General features: G+C 71.5%; 15 protein-coding genes and 4 pseudogenes. 11 read left to right on the top strand and 8 right to left on the bottom strand.

The annotated features are described in order from the left end of the window. The first annotated feature begins 46 nt into the window (after nt 1–46). Complete coding sequence (locus ACWCPW_RS02350) at nt 47–178, top strand: hypothetical protein (protein WP_449759701.1); 132 nt, start codon at nt 47–49, stop codon at nt 176–178. Between the two features lie 131 nt (nt 179–309). On the opposite strand, the gene ACWCPW_RS02345 is transcribed toward ACWCPW_RS02350, so the two are convergent. Continuing rightward, a complete protein-coding gene (locus tag ACWCPW_RS02345; protein WP_449759700.1) occupies nt 310–678 on the bottom strand; it encodes a hypothetical protein in 369 nt (122 codons plus the stop codon). 404 nt (nt 679–1,082) lie between these two features. Between ACWCPW_RS02345 and ACWCPW_RS02340 the strand changes: the two are divergent. Both ACWCPW_RS02340 and ACWCPW_RS02335 read left to right on the top strand, forming a co-directional pair. Next, nucleotides 1,083–1,256: pseudogene (locus tag ACWCPW_RS02340) on the top strand (TROVE domain-containing protein); the annotation flags it as partial. A 68-nt stretch (nt 1,257–1,324) separates the two neighbouring features. Beyond that, the gene (locus ACWCPW_RS02335; RefSeq protein WP_449759699.1) at nt 1,325–1,714 is read left to right on the top strand and encodes a hypothetical protein; all 390 of its coding nucleotides are present in this window, start codon (nt 1,325–1,327) and stop codon (nt 1,712–1,714) included. On the opposite strand, the gene hpnH is transcribed toward ACWCPW_RS02335, so the two are convergent. Beyond that, the gene (gene hpnH / locus ACWCPW_RS02330) at nt 1,642–2,646 is read right to left on the bottom strand and encodes an adenosyl-hopene transferase HpnH (protein ID WP_449759698.1); all 1,005 of its coding nucleotides are present in this window, start codon (nt 2,644–2,646) and stop codon (nt 1,642–1,644) included. The two genes, ACWCPW_RS02335 and hpnH, sit on opposite strands and share 73 nt — an antisense overlap. 139 nt (nt 2,647–2,785) lie before the next feature. On the opposite strand from hpnH, the gene ACWCPW_RS02325 reads away from it, so the two are divergent. Next, nucleotides 2,786–3,394: a TetR/AcrR family transcriptional regulator gene (locus tag ACWCPW_RS02325; protein WP_449759697.1), complete on the top strand. Its 609-nt coding sequence runs from the start codon at nt 2,786–2,788 to the stop codon at nt 3,392–3,394. A 32-nt stretch (nt 3,395–3,426) separates the two neighbouring features. On the opposite strand, the gene ACWCPW_RS02320 is transcribed toward ACWCPW_RS02325, so the two are convergent. From ACWCPW_RS02320 to ACWCPW_RS02305, 4 genes and pseudogenes are all read right to left on the bottom strand, one after another. After that, on the bottom strand, nt 3,427–4,896 hold the full coding sequence (locus ACWCPW_RS02320) for a penicillin-binding transpeptidase domain-containing protein (RefSeq protein ID WP_449759696.1): 1,470 nt from the start codon (nt 4,894–4,896) through the stop codon (nt 3,427–3,429). Continuing rightward, a complete protein-coding gene (locus tag ACWCPW_RS02315; RefSeq protein WP_449759695.1) occupies nt 4,893–6,269 on the bottom strand; it encodes an FtsW/RodA/SpoVE family cell cycle protein in 1,377 nt (458 codons plus the stop codon). Before ACWCPW_RS02315 ends, ACWCPW_RS02320 begins: the two co-directional genes overlap by 4 nt. A gap of 54 nt (nt 6,270–6,323) precedes the next feature. Next, the gene (locus ACWCPW_RS02310; protein ID WP_449759694.1) at nt 6,324–7,106 is read right to left on the bottom strand and encodes an ABC transporter permease; all 783 of its coding nucleotides are present in this window, start codon (nt 7,104–7,106) and stop codon (nt 6,324–6,326) included. Between the two features lie 77 nt (nt 7,107–7,183). Beyond that, nucleotides 7,184–7,828 (bottom strand): annotated as a pseudogene (locus ACWCPW_RS02305) (ABC transporter ATP-binding protein); the annotation flags it as partial. A 159-nt stretch (nt 7,829–7,987) separates the two neighbouring features. Here ACWCPW_RS02305 and ACWCPW_RS02300 point away from each other — a divergent pair. The 7 genes and pseudogenes from ACWCPW_RS02300 to ACWCPW_RS02270 all read left to right on the top strand — a co-directional run bounded on the left by ACWCPW_RS02300 (nt 7,988) and on the right by ACWCPW_RS02270 (nt 15,426). Further along, nucleotides 7,988–9,241: a sensor histidine kinase gene (locus ACWCPW_RS02300; RefSeq protein WP_449759693.1), complete on the top strand. Its 1,254-nt coding sequence runs from the start codon at nt 7,988–7,990 to the stop codon at nt 9,239–9,241. Between the two features lie 11 nt (nt 9,242–9,252). Beyond that, nucleotides 9,253–9,888: a response regulator transcription factor gene (locus tag ACWCPW_RS02295; protein WP_449759880.1), complete on the top strand. Its 636-nt coding sequence runs from the start codon at nt 9,253–9,255 to the stop codon at nt 9,886–9,888. Between the two features lie 176 nt (nt 9,889–10,064). Further along, the gene (locus ACWCPW_RS02290) at nt 10,065–12,167 is read left to right on the top strand and encodes a hypothetical protein (RefSeq protein WP_449759692.1); all 2,103 of its coding nucleotides are present in this window, start codon (nt 10,065–10,067) and stop codon (nt 12,165–12,167) included. A 127-nt stretch (nt 12,168–12,294) separates the two neighbouring features. After that, nucleotides 12,295–13,218 carry an SPFH domain-containing protein gene (locus ACWCPW_RS02285; RefSeq protein ID WP_449759691.1) on the top strand — a complete coding sequence of 308 codons (924 nt, stop codon included), beginning with the start codon at nt 12,295–12,297 and terminating at the stop codon, nt 13,216–13,218. Between the two features lie 9 nt (nt 13,219–13,227). After that, a pseudogene (locus tag ACWCPW_RS02280) lies at nt 13,228–13,440 on the top strand (hypothetical protein); the annotation flags it as partial. Between the two features lie 248 nt (nt 13,441–13,688). Next, nucleotides 13,689–14,360, top strand: a complete 672-nt coding sequence (locus ACWCPW_RS02275) for a GOLPH3/VPS74 family protein (RefSeq protein WP_449759690.1) — start codon at nt 13,689–13,691, stop codon at nt 14,358–14,360. Between the two features lie 31 nt (nt 14,361–14,391). Further along, nucleotides 14,392–15,426 carry an EamA family transporter gene (locus ACWCPW_RS02270; RefSeq protein ID WP_449759689.1) on the top strand — a complete coding sequence of 345 codons (1,035 nt, stop codon included), beginning with the start codon at nt 14,392–14,394 and terminating at the stop codon, nt 15,424–15,426. A 16-nt stretch (nt 15,427–15,442) separates the two neighbouring features. Here the strand turns inward: ACWCPW_RS02270 and ACWCPW_RS02265 are convergent. Together ACWCPW_RS02265 and ACWCPW_RS02260 are read right to left on the bottom strand one after the other, a co-directional pair. Beyond that, nucleotides 15,443–15,844 (bottom strand): annotated as a pseudogene (locus ACWCPW_RS02265) (class I SAM-dependent methyltransferase); the annotation flags it as partial. Nucleotides 15,845–15,856: 12 nt separating this feature from the next. Further along, on the bottom strand, nt 15,857–17,116 hold the full coding sequence (locus ACWCPW_RS02260) for a YihY/virulence factor BrkB family protein (RefSeq protein ID WP_449759688.1): 1,260 nt from the start codon (nt 17,114–17,116) through the stop codon (nt 15,857–15,859). Nucleotides 17,117–17,237 lie beyond the last annotated feature (121 nt).

Raw genomic sequence — 17,237 nt, 5'->3', positions numbered from 1 at the left:
AGTCCTGCCACTCGATGTATGTGCAAGCATCGGGCAGTCTTGGGGCATGACGATTCTGGCGGTTTTCCTGGTGATCACGGTGGTTGTCGGTGCCCTGTCGGCCGTGGGGCGGTCGGCCGATACGCGCGATCCGGACAATTACGGGGCGTGGCACAAGCACGGGTCATGGCATCACTGAGCGGCGCGGCGGTGATCCCGCCGCGACGGGGGCAAACGACCGCGCGCCCGGCCCAAGGGACATGGGCCGGGCGCGCGGTGCGTTCCGGATCGACCGGGAGAGGGTTCTCCGATCGCTCGCGAGCGCTTGTCTCAGTTGCGGCGCTTGAGTGCCCGCCAGACGAAGAAGACGATGATCGCGACGATGATGATGCCGATGATCGCGAAGATGAACTTCCCGGCCTTCTTGAAGAAGCCCTTCTTCTTTTTCTTCGACTTCGACTTCTTGGTCGGGTGGTTCTGCTGCGCGGCGGCCCGATGTGACGTGGTCTGAGCCGAGGTGTCCGCGACCGTCTGCACGCCGGTCGTGGTGAGCCCCGTGGACACCGACGTGGACGAGACCTGGCGAACCTGTGCCTGAGCGGGCGCGGACGCGGCCTGCGCGGGCACGGCGGTCAGCACCGCCGCGAACACGGCGAGCAGAATCGGACCGGCAAGACGCCGAAGAACACGATGAACCATCTGACAAGCCCCCATTTCAAACCCCGCGGAACAGGCGCCTCGCGGAGTCGCCTCGACCCCGTGGTGGGCCGATAGCGGCGCGAATCTACCCGACACGCCGGTCCTCACGTGCCGCGAAGAGTCAAGATTTGGTTCGGACGCGACCCATGCGACACGTGTCAACGACGGTTCCGGTACGCTGACGACTCATCAGGTTGTGGCAGCCCGGATGCCGGTGAGGGGTGTCCGGGCTTCCCAATCGACGCGCCCCCGAGCGCTCGGCGCAGCCGCGGAATCGCGGGCGCCGCGCGGCAGCGGCGGCGACGCGCCCAACCTCCTCCACGGTGCGGAGATTTCCGTCCGCGCATCACGAGGCAGCGCGGCCGTGCCGAACGGAACACGGCCCGACCACGCCTCGACGACTCTCGGACCGCTACCGGTTCGCCGACGTGCCGAACCTGGTCCACGCCGCGCCCGCGGCGGACAAGCCGTGGCCGGGCGAGTTGTTCGCGTACGCGCTCGATCGGCGTCACCACCCGGACGAGGCCGTGCCTGCCGCCGTCCTGCGCATGGTGACGGCCAACGCCGCGCTGCGCGCCGCCGCGTCCGCCCACCGCGCGACACCGTCGCGGCGCTGCGGGCGGCCTACCGGGGGCACGAGCGGGTCGTGATCATCTCCGACATGCAGGCGTTCGCCCACCCCGGATACGGCGGCGGCTCCTCCGGCGGGACCGGGATCTCGGTGTCGGACGCGATACCCGCGACGGTGCCGATGTTCGGGGTCGACACCACCGGCTACGCCGCGACCTCGATCGAGGCCGGTACGCCGAACCGCCACGAGATCGGTGGGTTCGGCGACCGGATGTTCACCATGCTCGGCCTGATGGCGCGCGGACGCGACGTCGGTTGGCCGTGGGAGCACGCGCGCGACCGAGCGCGGCGGGGTCGGCGCGGTGGTGTCGTTCGCTTCGCCGACCCCGGCGCTCAGCCCGCGACGACCGCGCGCAGGCTTTCCTTGAGGGAGCCCATCGTGGCCAGGACGGCGGTCGGCTCGTAGCCGCAGTGCGCCATGCAGTTGTCGCAGCGCGGGTCCTTGCCGCGGCCGTAGTTCTCCCACTCGGTGTCGGTGAGCAACTCCTTGTAGCTCTGCACGTAGCCGTCGCCCATCAGGTAGCACGGCTGCTGCCAGCCGAGCAGCGAGTAGGACGGGATGGCCCACGGCGTGCACTCGAAGTCGCGCTTGCCCTCGAGGAAGTCGAGGAAGAGCGCCGAGTGGTTCAGCCGCCACTTCTTGCGGTTGCCGCCGGCGAAGGCGGAGGCGAACAGCTTCCGGGTCTGCTCGACGCCCAGGAAGCGGTTCTGCACCGGGGCCTTCTCGTAGGCGTAGGCCGGGGAGATCTGGATCCGGTCGACCTTGAGGTCGTCGTTGAGGAAGTTCAGCACGTCCACGATGCTCTCGGGGGAGTCCGTGTTGAAGAACGTGCTGTTCGTGTAGACCTGGAACCCGGCGGCCTTGGCCATCTTGACCGCGGCCACGGCCTCGTCGAAGACGCCTTCCTTGTCCACCGCCTGGTCGTGCTTCTCGCGCAGGCCGTCGATGTGCACCATCCACGCGAAGTTCTTGTTCGGCTTGAACTTGTGCAGGTGCTTGGGCAGCAGCACGGCGTTGGTGCAGATGATCACGAACTTCTTGCGCTTGAGCAGTTCCTCGACGATCCGGTCGATCTGCTTGTGCATCAGCGGCTCGCCGCCGGCCAGCGACACCATCGGCGCGCCGCACTCCTCGACGGCCGCGACGGCCTGCTCGACCGACATGCGCTTGCGCAGCACGTCGTGCGGTTGCTGGATCTTGCCGCAGCCGCCGCACTTGAGGTTGCAGGCGAACAGCGGCTCGACCTCCACGATCATCGCGAACTTGTCGACCCGCTTGATCTTCTGCTTGACCAGGTGAGTGCCGATTTTCACAGCCAGGTTCAGCGGCAGGCCCATGACCGTCGCGTCCTCTCTATCCCCGAACCCGGGGGCGTCGGCGTCCGCTGAAACTCGACTCGGCGTGGCGTCGTTGCCCGGGTGTGCCCGATGATGACAACATCTTCAACATACAGGCTGTACGTCACGTGGGGGTTGTATGGCGGTCACGCGTCGGGCACAACATGTCGCGGACACCCGCGCGGCCCTGTTGGCCGCGGCGCGTGAGCTGTTCGCGACCCAGGGATACGCGCAGACCGGCACCGAGGAGATCGTGGCCAGGGCCCGGGTCACCCGGGGCGCGCTGTACCACCACTTCAAGGACAAGGCCGACCTGTTCCGCGCGGTGATGGAGACCGTCGCGGCGGACGCGGCCCAGACGCTGGTCGCCCACGAGATGCGTCATGCCCAGGACCACCCCAGCGAACCGTGGGATCAGTTGCGACACGGATTCCAGTCCTTCCTGGACGTGTGCACGACCGGGGACTTCCAGCGGATCGTGCTGGTGGACGGACCGGCGGTGCTCGGGCCGGGGTCGTGGGACGCGCTGGTGGACGAGCACGGACACGGGCTGCTCGCGGCGTGGCTGCGGCAGGCGATGGACAACGGCGAGATCGACGAGCTGCCGGTGCCGCCGCTGGCCCGGTTGCTGGCCTCGCTGATCTCCGAGGCGAGCATGTACACCGCGCGTGCCGCGGATCCGGCGCTCGCGCGGCGCGAGGTGGGGCAGGTCATCGATCGGGTGCTGGCCGGGCTGCGCAAGAGCTGACCGATCGGTGCTCGCGCCCTGTGGTGGCGGGGTCACCGCGCGAGCACGGCGGACATCACCGCCTTCGCGATCGGGGCGGCGAGGCCGCCGCCGGTGATGTCGGCGCGGTCGGCCGCGCCGTCCTCGACCACGACCGCGACCGCGACCGCGGGTTTGGCGTCGGCGTCGGCCTTCGTGTACGCGATGAACCACGCGTAGGGCATGGCCCGGTTGCGTTCGCCGTGCTGGGCGGTGCCGGTCTTGCCGCCGACGATCGCGCCGTCGATCCGGGCGTTGCCGCCGGTGCCGTTGATGACCACGTCCTGCATCATCTTCTGGAGTTGGCGCGCGACCGGCGGGGAGACCGCGCGGGCCAGGGTCTCGCGGTGGGTCGCCCGCACGGTGCTGCCGTCGCTGCGGGTGAGTCGTTCGACCAGGTACGGCCGCATCACGTCGCCGTCGTTGGCGATGCCGGCGGCGACCATCGCCATCTGCAGCGGGGTGGCCCGCGTGTCGAACTGGCCGATCGAGGACAGCGCGGTCTGCGGACGGTCGGGGCTCTTGGGGAACACGCTCTCGGTGACCGCGACCGGGATGCGCAACTTCGGGTCGCCGAAGCCGAACGCCTTGGCCTGACGGCGCATCACCTCGGCGCCCATGTCGACCCCGAGCTTGGCGAACACGGTGTTGCAGGACACCGACAGGGCATGGCGCAGCGACGCGTTGCGGCAGCCGGAGGCCTCGTTGCCCAGGCGAGTCTCCGTTTCGGGCAGGGGATACGGGTCGGGTGATTCGGTCGGCTCGTCGGGGTCGGCGACCGTGCCGGAGCCGAGCGCGGCGGCGGCGGTGACCACCTTGAAAGTGGAGCCCGGGGGATAGGTCTCGCGCAGGGCCCGGTTGAGCATCGGGCGGTCGGGGTCGGTGTCCAGCGCGGTCCACGCGGTACGGGTCGCCTTGTTCGCGACGGCCAGCCTGCCCGGGTCGTAGGAGGGGGTGCTGACCAGGGCCAGGATCGCGCCGGTGGTGGGGTCGATCGCGACCGCGGCGCCCTTGTTGCCGGTGCTCGCGAGACCGGCGAACGCGGCCTGTTGGGCGGCGGGCAGGATCGTGGTGGCCACGTTGCCGGCGGGGCTGCGCTTGCGGGTGACGGCGGTGATCACCGGCCACGCGCCCAGGCGCGGATCGGTGCCGGCGAGCAGGTCGTCCTCGACGCCTTCGAGCAGTGTGGTGCCGTAGAGCTGGGAGGCGTAGCCGGTGACCGGCGCGTAGAGCGGGCCGTCGGTGTAGCTGCGGCCGTAGGCCAGGTCGGAGGACGTGTCCGTGTGCGGGGAACCGGTGATCGGCCGGTCGGCGACCAGGATGTCGCCGCGCGGCTCCTGGTAGCGGACGATCTGCGGGCGGCGGTTGCCCGTCATGTGGTCGTAGGCGTCGGCCTTGTGCGCCTGGAGCCAGGTCGCGTTGCCGAGCAGTGCCAGGAGCAGCAGCAGGCAGAATCCGGCGGCTCGTCGGGCGGTGACGATCACGCGGGCACCTCCTCGGGCAGCGGGGCCGGTTCGTCGATCGGCGCGAGTGGTCGGCGGCCGCGGTCGCTGATCTTCATCAGCAGCGCGATCAGCGCCCAGTTGGTGACCACGGACGAGCCGCCCTGGGCGAGGAAGGGCATGGTCATGCCGGTGAGCGGGATCAGCGCGGTGACCCCGCCCGCGACCACGAACACCTGGATCGCCAGGACGGCGGAGAGCCCGTAGGCGAGCAGTGAGCCGAACGGGTCCGGCGCGGTCAGGCCGGCTCGGAAGCCGCGCGCGACCAGCAGCGCGTAGAGCACGAACAGCGCGGCGAGGCCGGTGAGTCCGAGCTCCTCGCCGACCGTGGCGAGGATGAAGTCGCTCTTGGCGGCGAAGCCGACCAGGATCGAGTGGCCCAGCCCGAGGCCGGCGCCGAGCAGGCCGCCGGCCGCGAAACAGAACAGCGACTGGGCGAGTTGGCCCGCCCCCAGGCCCGCGTGGATGCTCGCGAACGGCTCCAGCCAATTCTGCACGCGCAGGTGCACGTGGGGTTCGGCGGAACCGACGACGAACGCGCCGAGGGCGATCAGGATCAGGCCGACCAGGATCCAACTGATCCGGGCGGTCGCCACGTAGAGCATCACCACGAACGCGCCGAAGTAGAGCAGGGACGTGCCCAGATCGCGTTCCAGCACCAGGATGCCGACCGAGGCCAGCCACACCGCGACGACCGGACCCAGGTCGCGCCCGCGCGGCAGGTTCACGCCGCAGAACCGGCGCCCGATCATCATCAGCGTCTCGCGTGTGGTGGCCAGGTAGGAGGCGAAGAAGACGACCAGGATGATCTTGGCGAACTCGCCGGGCTGCAACGAGAACGGGCCGAGCCGGATCCATACCTTCGCGCCGTTGATGGCCGGGAAGAAGACCGGGACGATCATCAGGAACAGCGCCACGGTGGCCGCGAGGTAGGAGTACTTGCCCAGGGTGCGGTGGTCGCGCACGGCGATCATCACCACCGCGAACAGGATCACCCCGATGGCCGACCACATCAGTTGCGAGGACGCGGCCTGCACCTTCGGCGTCTCCAGATCGAGCCGGTAGATCAGCACCAGGCCGAGGCCGTTGAGCAGCGCGGCGATCGGCAACAGCACCGGATCGGCGTACGGCGCGAAGCGGCGCACCAGAAGGTGTGCGACCAGGACGAGGAAGCCGAGCCCGAGCCCGTACTTCGCGGTGTCCTGGGGGATGGAGCCGTGTTTGGCCAGGCCGACGTTCGCGTAGGCGCAGACGGGGACCAGAACCGCGAAGACGAGCAGCAGGAGTTCGGTGTTGCGGCGCGTGGGCGGCAGGGGTTCCCCCGTTGCCGCCTCGCGCCGCCGCCATCTGGACATGGGCTCTGGAATGCCCACAAGTGACCCTGGGTAACCGGAGGATCGTGCCCGGCGTCAGGCGTCGCGCCGGCGCACCACGATCAGCGCGGTGGCCGCCGCGGCGATCGCCCACAGGGCCATCACCCCCAGGCCCGCCCACGGGTCGAGTTCGTAGGCGTTGAAGTCGTGCAGCCGCATGATGCGTTGCCCGGCCCGGTCCGGCAGGAATCCGGCCGCCTCGCGCACGCCGGGTATCGCGGTGAGCGCCGCAGTGCCCAGCAGGATCAGCGGTATCAGCAGGCCCATCGAGGCCATCGGCGTGCGCAGCACGAAGGTGACGCCGGCGCAGATCACCGCCAGCAGCACCAGGTAGGCCCCCTGGCCGAAGGCCGTGCGCCAGGTCTCCGTGGTGGTCAGCGAGATGTCGCCGGCGGGCAGGAACACCCGGGCCACCAGGGTGCAGGCCAGGCTGGAGACGATGCCCGTGACCAGCGCCACCGCGGTGATCACGGTCATCTTCGCGGCGGCGAACACGCGGCGGTCGGGCACCGCGGCGAGCGAGGCGTGGATGGTGCCGCTGCCGTACTCGCCCGCCACGGCCAGCACCGCGAAGGACACCAGAGCCATCTGGCCGAAGTTGACGCCGTAGTGCACGAGGGTGAAGGGGTCGTACTCCGCGCCGTCCTCGCGGCGTTGGCCCTCGGCGACGAACGCGTCGACCAGTGCGCCGACGCCGACGGTCAGCGCCACCGTGACCATCGGCAACCACCGGGTCGCGGGCACCGTGCGGATCTTGGTCCACTCGGCGTGCAGCGCCGCCGGGAACGAGCCGCGCACCTGTGTCGTTGCCGTGCTCATGCGCGGCCACCTCCCACGAACTGTTCGTGTCCGGCGGTCAGCCGGAGTTAGACGTCTTCCAAGGACTCGCCCTCGCCGACGAACTCGGTCAGCGAGGTGTCGGCCAACAGGCGCCCGCCGGCGATCACCACGAGGTGTCCGGCGGTCAGTGCCATCTCGCTCATGAGGTGGCTGGAGAGGAACACCGTGCGGCCCTCGGCGGCCGGCGACCGGATCAGGTCGCGGATCCACCGGATGCCCTCCGGATCGAGCCCGTTGACCGGTTCGTCGAAGATCGGCACCCCCGGATCGCCCAACAGCGCCGCGGCGATGCCCAGGCGCTGGCGCATCCCGAGCGAGTAGGTGCCGGCGCGGCGCCGGGCCGCGTCGGTCAGGCCGACCCGGTCCAGCACCTCGTCCACCCGGGAGTCCGGTATGCGGTTGGACCGCGCGAGGTAGAGCAGGTGGTCGCGGCCCCGGCGGCGTCGGTGCACCGCTCCCGCGTCGAGCAGCGCCCCGACATGGCGCAGCGGCTCGCGCAGCTCGCCGTAGGCCCGGCCGCCGACGGTGGCGCATCCGGAGGTGGGCCGGTCCAGGCCCAGCACCATCCGCAGGGTGCTGGACTTGCCCGCGCCGTTGGGCCCGAGGAAGCCGGTCACCGTGCCCGCGGCGACCTGGAAGTCGAGGTCGTCGACCGCGAGAACGTCGCCGTAACGCTTCGTCAGGTTGGAGATGCGGATCATCTGCCGTGCTCCCTCTGCCGTCTCGGAGTGGTCACCGCCCGGTTGCCGCGGTGCCTCAAGACTGCGATTCGGGAGCCCGGCGCCGGATCCCCCAACCGTGGGGACGGTCTCCCCCGGGCGGGGGAGGCCGCGCGCAGGACGACCCGGCAGGATGGCGGCATGTCCCGGATCGCGCCGCTTCGCATCTCGCTCGCCCGCCTTGCCCGGCCGCTCGTCGCGGCGAGCACCTACACGCGCGGGTTCCACCTGTTCACGGCGCTGGCCCTGGGCGTCGCGGTCGCTCTGGTGTACCCCGGCCTGGAGGAGAACGACGGGGTCGCCGACGGGCTCGCGCTGCTGACCGCTCCGATTCCGATCCTGGTGGCGTTCGGGCTGCTCGCCGAGGCGCGCCGGTTCGAGGGCTTCATGGCCCGGCTGCTGCTGCGCCCCGGCGACGAGAGCGACATCGCGGTGACCCGCTCCCAGGGGTGGGCGGATCGATGGCGCACCGCGCTGTGGCTGGTGCTGCGGGTCGAGCTGGCCTGGCTCGGCCTCGCGCTCGTGGGCCAGGCGGTGTTCACCGGGATCGCGATGATCGTGGCGCCGGCCACGGACGAGGGCCTGGAGTTCAGCGGGCTCACCTTCGCGGGCGGTGCCGGGCACTGGTGGCTGATCCCGCTCGGCCTGCTCGTGGTCGTCGCGGCGATCTACTACCTGGCGGGTGTGGGCTGGCTGCTCACCCGGCTCGGTACCAGGCTGCTCGGGCCGTCCGCGAGCGAGCGGCTCGCCATAGCCGAGCGGCGGACCGAGCAACTGCTCGAACACAATCGGCTCGCCCGAGAGTTGCACGACTCGATCGGCCACGCGTTGTCGGTGACGGTGCTTCAGGCCGGCGCCGCCCGGCAACTGCTCGACACCGATACCGGCTTCGCGGACCGGGCGCTCGAGGCGATCGAGGAGACCGGGCGGCAGGCCCTGGAGGATCTCGAACGCATGTTGCTGCTGCTGCGCGACGCGCCGGAGCCGGCCGCGCCCCGGCCGGGCCTGCCCGAGGTGAAGACGCTGGTCGACACCACGCGCGGCGCGGGCGCCTCGGTCGCACTGCGGATATCGGGCGCCCTCGACGCGGTGCCGGCGGTGATCTCGCGCGAGGGCTATCGCATCGTGCAGGAGTCGCTGACCAACGTGCTGCGGCACGCGGGCCCGGTTCCGGTCGACGTCACCGTGGCGGTGGACGACCACGACGTCGAGTTGACCGTGCTGAACAGCGCACCCGCCGCCGGCGCGGAGCGATCGGTGGTCGGCGCGGGCAGCGGCAGCGGGCTGCGCGGGATTCGCGAGCGGGCCGCGCTGCTCGGCGGCGAGGCCACCGCCGGCGCCCAGGACGGCTACTGGCGGGTGCACGTGCGGTTGCCTCTACGGTGGGCGTCGTGACGATCACGATCATGCTGGTGGACGACGACGAACTGGTTCGGGCGGGCCTGCGGGCCATCCTGGGCGCGCAGCCCGACTTCGAGGTCGTGGGCGAGGCCGACGACGGTGCGGGCGTGCTCTCGCTGGTTCGTTCGCTGCGCCCGGACGTGCTCGTGATGGACGTGCGCATGCCGCGCGTGGACGGCATCCAGGCCACTCGGGACCTGCTCGCCCATCTCGACCAGCCGCCCAAGATCCTGATCATGACCACCTTCGAGAACGACGAGTACGTCTACGAGGCGTTGCGGGTGGGAGCGCACGGCTTCCTGCTCAAGCGGGCCCGCCCGGCCGAGATCACCGGAGCGGTGCGGGCACTGGCCACCGGGGACTCGCTGCTGTTCCCGGCCAAGCTGCGGGCGCTGGTCGAGCGCCACCGGAAGGCGGTCCAAGCCGACGCGGTGGCCCGGGCCAACCTCACCGACCGCGAGGCCGAGGTGCTGCGGGCGATGGCCCGGGGGCTGAACAACGCCGAGATCGCCGGCGAGTTGTTCCTGGGCACCGAGACGGTCAAGAGCCATGTGAGCGCGCTGCTGGGCAAGTTGGGTGCCCGCGACCGCACGCAGGCGGTGATCGCGGCCTACGAATCGGGCTTCGTCGGACCCGGCTGACCGGATTGGGTCGCCCGACCGTGCGAACCCTGATCGTTTCGACCAAAAGCCGACATAAAAAGAGATGTTCGTACTATGTGTGACCCCTTTGGGTGGTGCTCGTTGGCCATCGTGCGCACGGGCCCCGTACCGATTCGCGGGAGCCGACGAAGGCGCGGCGAAAAGGGGACCCACACATGCGACACGGCGGCGACGAGAGCACACCGGGCCCGGCGGCCCGACCCGACCCGAACGGCCGCGAGCCCCACGGCGACCACGGCAGTCGCGACGACCGCGCCGGTCACAGCGACCGCGGCGCCCTGGGCCGAATCCGCCGTACCCGGGTCGATCTCGTCGAGCTGTGCCGGCGCCAGCTGGACCAGGGGGCGGTGCGCCGGACCGAGGCCCTGCTGGTCGGGCGTTACCCCGACCTCGTCCGGCTCGCCTACCTGATCCTGCCGCCCACGATGGAGCGGCACCGGCGGGTGCTGGCCGCACACGCCCTGGTCCAGGACGCGCTGCCGGGCCGACTGCGCGACCTCGGACGTGCCGCCGGCGGCGCCGGCAGCCCTGACGGCGCGGGCACGAGCGACGCCGAGCTGGTCCGGCTGCGCATCGTGCGCGGCGCGCTGCGCCTGAATCGCACCACCCGGCGTCGGGTGCTGCTGCCGCAGGTCTGGGGGCTGCGCCTGTTCCCGTCGACCGGCGGCGCGGACGCCTTGGCGATCGAGCAGGCGCTCGGCCGACTGTCCGGCCCGGCCCGCGCGGCCCTCGTATTGCGCGCACTGGACGGCCTCGACCCCCTCGAGGTGGCCGAACTCCTGATCGCCGCCGGCGTCGAGGACGTCCTGGCCGCCGAGGCCGAGGCGGATGCCGCCGAGCCCGCGCTGCGCCCGGTCGACGCTTCGGCCGGCCCCGGGTCAGCGGCCGATCGACTGCTGCGCGCCGATCCGTTCGACCCGTGCACGCTCCGGGCCAGCCCCTCGGATCTGCTGCGCCGCCGCCGACGCCGGCGCACCGCGCCGGGCGTACTCGCCTCGATCGCCGCGTTCGCGATGATCGCCTGGTACGCGAGCGACCGCACCGATCCCTCGGCCGACGGCGGCCGGACCGACGAGGCCGCACCCGCCGCGCAGGTGGTCGCCGGGCCGCCGCGATCGATCCCGGCCGGCGCCTGGAACACCACGACCCGGCTCGACTTCGAGGTCTGGTCCACCCGAGGCGCCCGGGCCGGCGACGAGGCGCTGACCCGGCGCGCGGTCCGGGCGTGGACCGATCCCGACGACGGCACCCCCGTCACCCTCGGCCCGGACGCCGCGGTGGGCCCGCCGTCGGGCATCCCGCACCTGCTGTACGCGGGCGACGTCGCCGGCGCCGCCGTGGTGCTGCTCGCCGACGGCACGCGCCTGGCCCGCTATACCGAGGAGCACGGCCGGCGCCGACTCGACGTCGCCTCGTCCGACGACTCGGACGAGCGCTCCGCTTCCGCCGTGGTGCTGCGTCGCGACCCGGCCGGCGTGCGCATGCTGCTCGCGCCCTGGGTCGACGAGGCCGCCGTGCGCGACCTGCGTCGCCCCGAGGACAAGGGCAGGCCGCTCGCGATCACCGGCGGCGTCACCGCCCCGATGCCCGATCTCGGCACCGCCGCGAAGGGTTGCGTCACCGTACCCGTGCTCGAACTGCTGTCCAGGCGCGCCGCCGACAACCACCCCTACCTGCTCGCCGACCTGGGGGAACTGTCCGCGACGCACCTGACCTACATGCCGCCGCCGGACTACTTCCACACCGGCCGCCCCTCCGAGGCCGCCTCCAGTGAACGCGCCCTCAACACCTGGTCGCGGACCGCGTGCGCGTTGGACACGCTGCGCGGACGGGGCCTGCGGCTGGTCAACAACTGGGAGTTCGCGCATTTCGACCTGCCCGAGTCCGCGGGGGAGGCGATGTGGTCGTGCCTGCACGCGTTCGACCGCAGGGGCGGCGGTGACGTCGTGGTCCAGTTCCTGCCGCCCGGGGCGAGCGCGACCGGCGCGCAGACCGTCAACCGGCTCACCGACTCGCCCGCGTGCAGCCGCTCCGGCAACGACATCGTCACCTCGACCTGGTGGCGCTCGCGCACCGGCGCCTGGTACCTGGTCGCGGCGGGCACGCGCGACGTGGTCAAGGTGACCGCGTCCGGCTCGGTCACCGGCTCCGCCGACGCCCGGCAACTCGTGATCAAGGCCCCGCCCGGCGCGCTTCCGCCCGCCCCGGCGCTGGCGGCCAACGTCCGCAACGGCAGCACGATCAAGTCGCTGGGCTGACCGACGGGTCGCCCTCACCGGGAGGACCGTCCGGACCGCGGGCGCGATCGAGGATTGCCTCTCGCTTAAAGTGATATCACTTTGCTATGGTGGTGATGACACATCGAAACGATCGGGGAGTGACCTCATGAGCGACATCGGCTCCGAGACCATTGTGGAAATGCCGGCCCCCCGGGTCCGGGAGAAGGTGGTGACCGGCGCCCCCGGGCTGCCCGCGCTCGCGGTCGGTCTGCTCTGCGTAGGCGGCGGCGTGGGGCTCACCGTCTTCGGCGCACTGCAGCACGGCGGGCAGAAGGCCGCGGGCATCACCGCGGGCATCGTGATCATCGTCGTGTCGGTGTCCTCCCTGCTGGGGCTGACCACCGTCGCCCCCGGCGAGGCCCGGGTGCTCCAGTTGTTCGGGCACTACAAGGGCACGCTGCGCAAGGACGGCCTGCGCTGGGTGAACCCGTTCACCAACCGCACCAAGGTCTCCACCCGCATCCGCAACCACGAGACGCAGACCGCCAAGGTCAACGACAACGACGGCAACCCGATCGAGATCGCCGCGGTCGTGGTGTGGCAGGTCAAGGACACCGCGCAGGCCAAGTTCGAGGTGGACGACTTCGAGGAGTTCGTCGCGATCCAGACCGAGACCGCGGTGCGGCACATCGCCAACAGCTACCCGTACGACGACCACGGCAACGGCGGCATGTCGCTGCGCGACAACGCCGACGAGATCACCGGCAAGCTCTCCGCCGAGATCGGTGCGCGGGTCGCCTCGGCCGGGGTCAGCGTGGTCGAGTCGCGGATCACCCGACTGGCCTACGCGCCGGAGATCGCCCAGGCGATGTTGCGCCGCCAGCAGGCGGGCGCGGTGGTCGCGGCCCGGCAGCGGATCGTCGAGGGCGCGGTGGGCATGGTCGAACTGGCACTGACCCGGCTCGAGGAGGGCGACATGGTGGAACTGGACGACGACCGCCGCGCGGCGATGGTCAGCAACCTGCTCGTGGTGCTCTGCAGCGAACAGGCCACTCAGCCGGTGGTCAACACCGGTTCCCTGTACGCGTAGTCGGTCCTCGTGACCGAGCGCAAGAAGATCCTGCTCCGGTTGGACCCCGCGGTGCACGACGCGATCGCCAAGTGGGCGGCGGACGAACTGCGCAGCACCAACGCGCAGATCGAGTTCCTGCTCCGGCGCGCGCTGGGCGACGCGGGCCGGATGCCGGGCAACGCCGGCCGTCCGGCCCGGCGGGGCCGACCACCCAAGGCCGACCCCGCGCCCTCCGGGCCCGAGTCCCGCGAGTCCCGGTCCTCGGAGTCCGAGTCCCGCGAGTCGGAGCCCTCCGAGTCCGAGCGCCGCGAGTCCGGGTCCGAGTCCGTATCCGATACCGAGCCCGGCGGAGGCGACGGTGGCGATCGAGGCGACCCTGGCGGTGCTGGTCGGCGTGGCGGCCGCCGTGGCGACCCTGGCGACCTCGGTACCGCGCCGTGACGACAACCCCGACGACGATGTGACGCCCTGGCGCCGAGGAGGCCGATGTGAACGCATTCCTGGAGGTCGACGTGAACGTGTCCATGGCCCGACGAGTGTTCCTGCTCGCCTACAGTCCCGAGCGACGCCGACCGCTGAGCCGGGCGCACCTGGGGGTGACGCTCCAGGCGGCGGCCCTGTACGACCTGTACGAGCGGGGCCTGATCCGTGACGACGACGGAAGGGTGACCGTGGCCGCCCCCCGGGGCACCGTCGTCGCGCACTGCGATCTGGCTGCCGACCTGCTGGCCAGGATCACCGCGAGCAAGCGAGCGCACCGGTGGCGCCACTGGGTCAAGAAGGGCGAGCGACAGGCCGTGGGCCGAGTCGGTGCCCGCCTCGAACGCGAGCGGGTGATCAGGTACGAGTCGCACCGCCTGCTGGGCATCATCCCGACCCGGCGCATAGTCCTGCGCCAGCCGCGCCTGCGGACCGAGGCGACCGAGGCGATGTGGGGCGCGCTCAAGGGCACCCGGCCGATCACGCGCGTCCCGGCGGCGGACGCCGCGCTGGCCGCGCTGGCCTACGAGGGCCAACTGCGCGTGGTGCTCGGCGGTCGCGAACGCCGGGCCGCCAAGGGCCGGGTCCGCGAGTTGGAGGCCGGCCTGGGTCCGGTGCCCGAGGCCCTGCGCAAGGTGGTGCGGGACCGGAATGCCGCCGAGGCCGGGGCCGGCGCGTGAAGTGGCTTGACGATGTCCGTAGTGTCGGAGAATGACCTCCCGCACCACCACCGACGCGACCTCGCGTGCGCTACCCGCATTCGTCGACCGGCTCCGGCCGGGAGCGCAGGGTCGAGCGGTGTTGCTGGTGCTGGCGAGCGCGTGCTCGATCCAGTTCGGCGCCGCGTTCGCGGCCCGGCTGTTCCCGTACGTGGGCCCGGCCGGCGCGGTGACCCTGCGGCTGGTGCTGGCGGCGACCATGCTGCTCGCGTTCTGCCGGCCGCGGCTGCGCGGGCGCGCCCGCGCGGACTGGGTCGTGGTGGTCGGCCTGGGCGTGATGTTCGCGGGCATGAACATGTTCTTCTACGAGGCCATCGCCCGGCTGCCGCTGGGACCGGCCGTCACGCTCGAGTTCCTCGGCCCGCTCGGTCTGGCCGTGGTGTTGTCCCGGCGGCCGCGCGACATGGTGTGGATCGTGCTCGCGGCGGGCGGCGTGCTGCTCCTGGGCCGTGGCGGCTTCAGCGGTCTGGACCCGGTCGGCGTCGCCTTCGTGATGGCGGCGGCGGCCTGTTGGGCCGGCTACATCGTGGTCGCCTCGAAGATCTCCAAGCGTTTCGACGGCATCGAGGGCCTGGCACTCGGCTTCGCGGTCGCCGCGGTCCTGGTCACCCCGTTCGGCGTGGCCTCCGCCGGTACCGCGCTGTTCGAGCCCAAGGTGCTGGGCCTGGGCCTGTGCGTCGCGCTGCTGTCCTCGGCGCTGCCGTACAGCTTCGAGATGCTCGCGATGAAGCATCTGCCGACCGCGACGTTCGGGCTGTTGGCCAGTCTGGAGCCGGCCGTGGCCGCGATCGCCGGCTTCGTCGTCCTGCATCAGTCGCTGGTGCTGATCCAGATCGGGGGCATCGCGCTGGTGGTGATCGCCAGCGCCGGTGTCACCGTGGCCCAGTCGCCTCGACGGGTCCGGGCGAGGTCCGATACAGCCGGGCCCGAGCCCGATCCACGACCAGTTCCCGCCGCAGGTGCCATCCCCACTCCGGCCGCAGCACCGGACGCTTGTGCGGAGTCACCACAACGAACGCGGACGTGACCTCGGTCAGCGCGTACGCCAGCGCGGGCAGCCGGGACTCCGCGAGCAGGTGCAGCGCGTAGCTGCACACCACGAGCGAGTACGCGCGACCGGCCAGCGCGCCCGCCGCCACCTGCTCGAACCGCAACGGCTCGGCGTCGCGCCCGGTGCGCTCGCGGTAGGCGACGCCGGTGTACGGGTCGACGCCGGTGACCTCGCGCGCGCCGAGCTCGCGCAGCGCGAGGGTGGCCTCGCCGCTGCCGCACGCCAGGTCGAGCACGGTGTCGAGCAGCTCCGGCTCGGCGGCCTTCGGCTCGGCCAGTACCTCGGCCAGCACCGCCCGGACGCGGGGCTCGTGCGGATTGCGGTACCGCGCACCGTGTGAGGCGTAGAAGCCCTCGGCGCCCAGTTCCTCGTACGCGGGCCGGATCTTGTCCATGCCCTCGATTGTCTACTCCCCGCCCTCCCGCGTGGCCCCGGGTGCGCGGCCGAAGCGGAGCCGGCGCTTCCAGGCACCCTTGGGTTTGGGCGTGTCGCGCATCCGGACGTACGGCTCCAAGGTCGGCGGGTGGCCGCCGGCGATCGCGCGGGCCCGCTCCATCTCCGCGTTGTACTCCGCGCCGAGCAGGATCGCCATGTTGGTCAGCCACAGCCAGACCAGGAACACGATCACCGCGGCGAGTGTGCCGTAGGTCTTGTTGTAGGTGCCGAAGTTGGCCACGTAGTACGCGAACGCGGCGGAGAACAGCGCCCACAGCAGCACCGCGAGCACGCCGCCGGGAGTGATCCAGCGAAAGCCCTGCTTGGCGTTCGGCGCGGCCCAGTACAGCAGCGCGAACAGGAAGTTGACCACCACGATCAGCACCGGCCACTTCGCGTAGTCCCACAGCAGCACGCCGGCCTCGCCCACGCCCAGCGCGTGTCCCGCCTGTTTGGCCAGCGAGCCGGTGAACACCACCGCGATCGCGCAGACCGACAGCAGCACCAGGGTCACCACGGTGACCGCGATCCGGGTGGGCACGGTCTTCCACAGCGGCCGGCCCTCGGGTACGTCGTAGATCGTGTTGCACGCGCGCATGAACGCGGCCACGTAACCGGACGCCGACCACAGCGCCAGGCCCAGGCCGGCCAGGGCCAACGGGCCGGCGGCACCGCGGCTGTTCTCGAGGTTCTGGATCGCGTTGATCACGATCTGGTGCGTCTCGGTGGGCGCCACGCTCTGTACGTTCTCGGTCAGCGCGTCGGTGGCGGAGCGGCCGGCCAGGCCGACCAGGGAGACCACGACCAGCAGCGCGGGGAAGATCGACAACACGCTCTGGTAGGTGAGCGCGGCCGCCCAGATGTTGAGGTCGTCCTCCTTGAACTCGCGGATCGTGCGCCAAGCGGCCCGAAACCACGACGAGGTGGGCAGGTCGGTGGGGCGTTCGGGGAGGTGCGACTCGGGGGGCGGTTCGTCGGGTATGTCGGACTTGTCGAGGTCCACCGGTTCGGTGGATCGGTCTCGGTCTTCGTCTTTGTCCCGGTCCCGGCTGCGGGGCTTGGCCTTGTCCGCGTCGCGCGGGCCCGGGAGTCGGGTGGTCTCGTCCTCGGTTCCGCCGCGCCGGGGTGGTTCCTTGGCCGTGTCGGTTTCCCCGCGCAGCGCGCGGGCGGTTCGCTCCTCGCGCTCGGCACGTTCTCTGCGTGCGTTTCGCGCGTCCTGCCGCCTGCCCATGAGCCCGCCCCCAAGGTCGTTCCGCGATGGCCGGCGTCTACCCGGCGTCGCCCGGCACATGCGGTGCCGGGCACGGGTTGTGACGCGGCGTCAGCGCCGGCGCGCGGACATGATCGAGGCG

It is taken from the genome of Embleya sp. NPDC001921 (assembly GCF_053594475.1).
The sequence above is the reverse complement of the archived record's forward strand: the minus strand, read 5'-3'. Positions and strand labels throughout refer to the sequence as shown.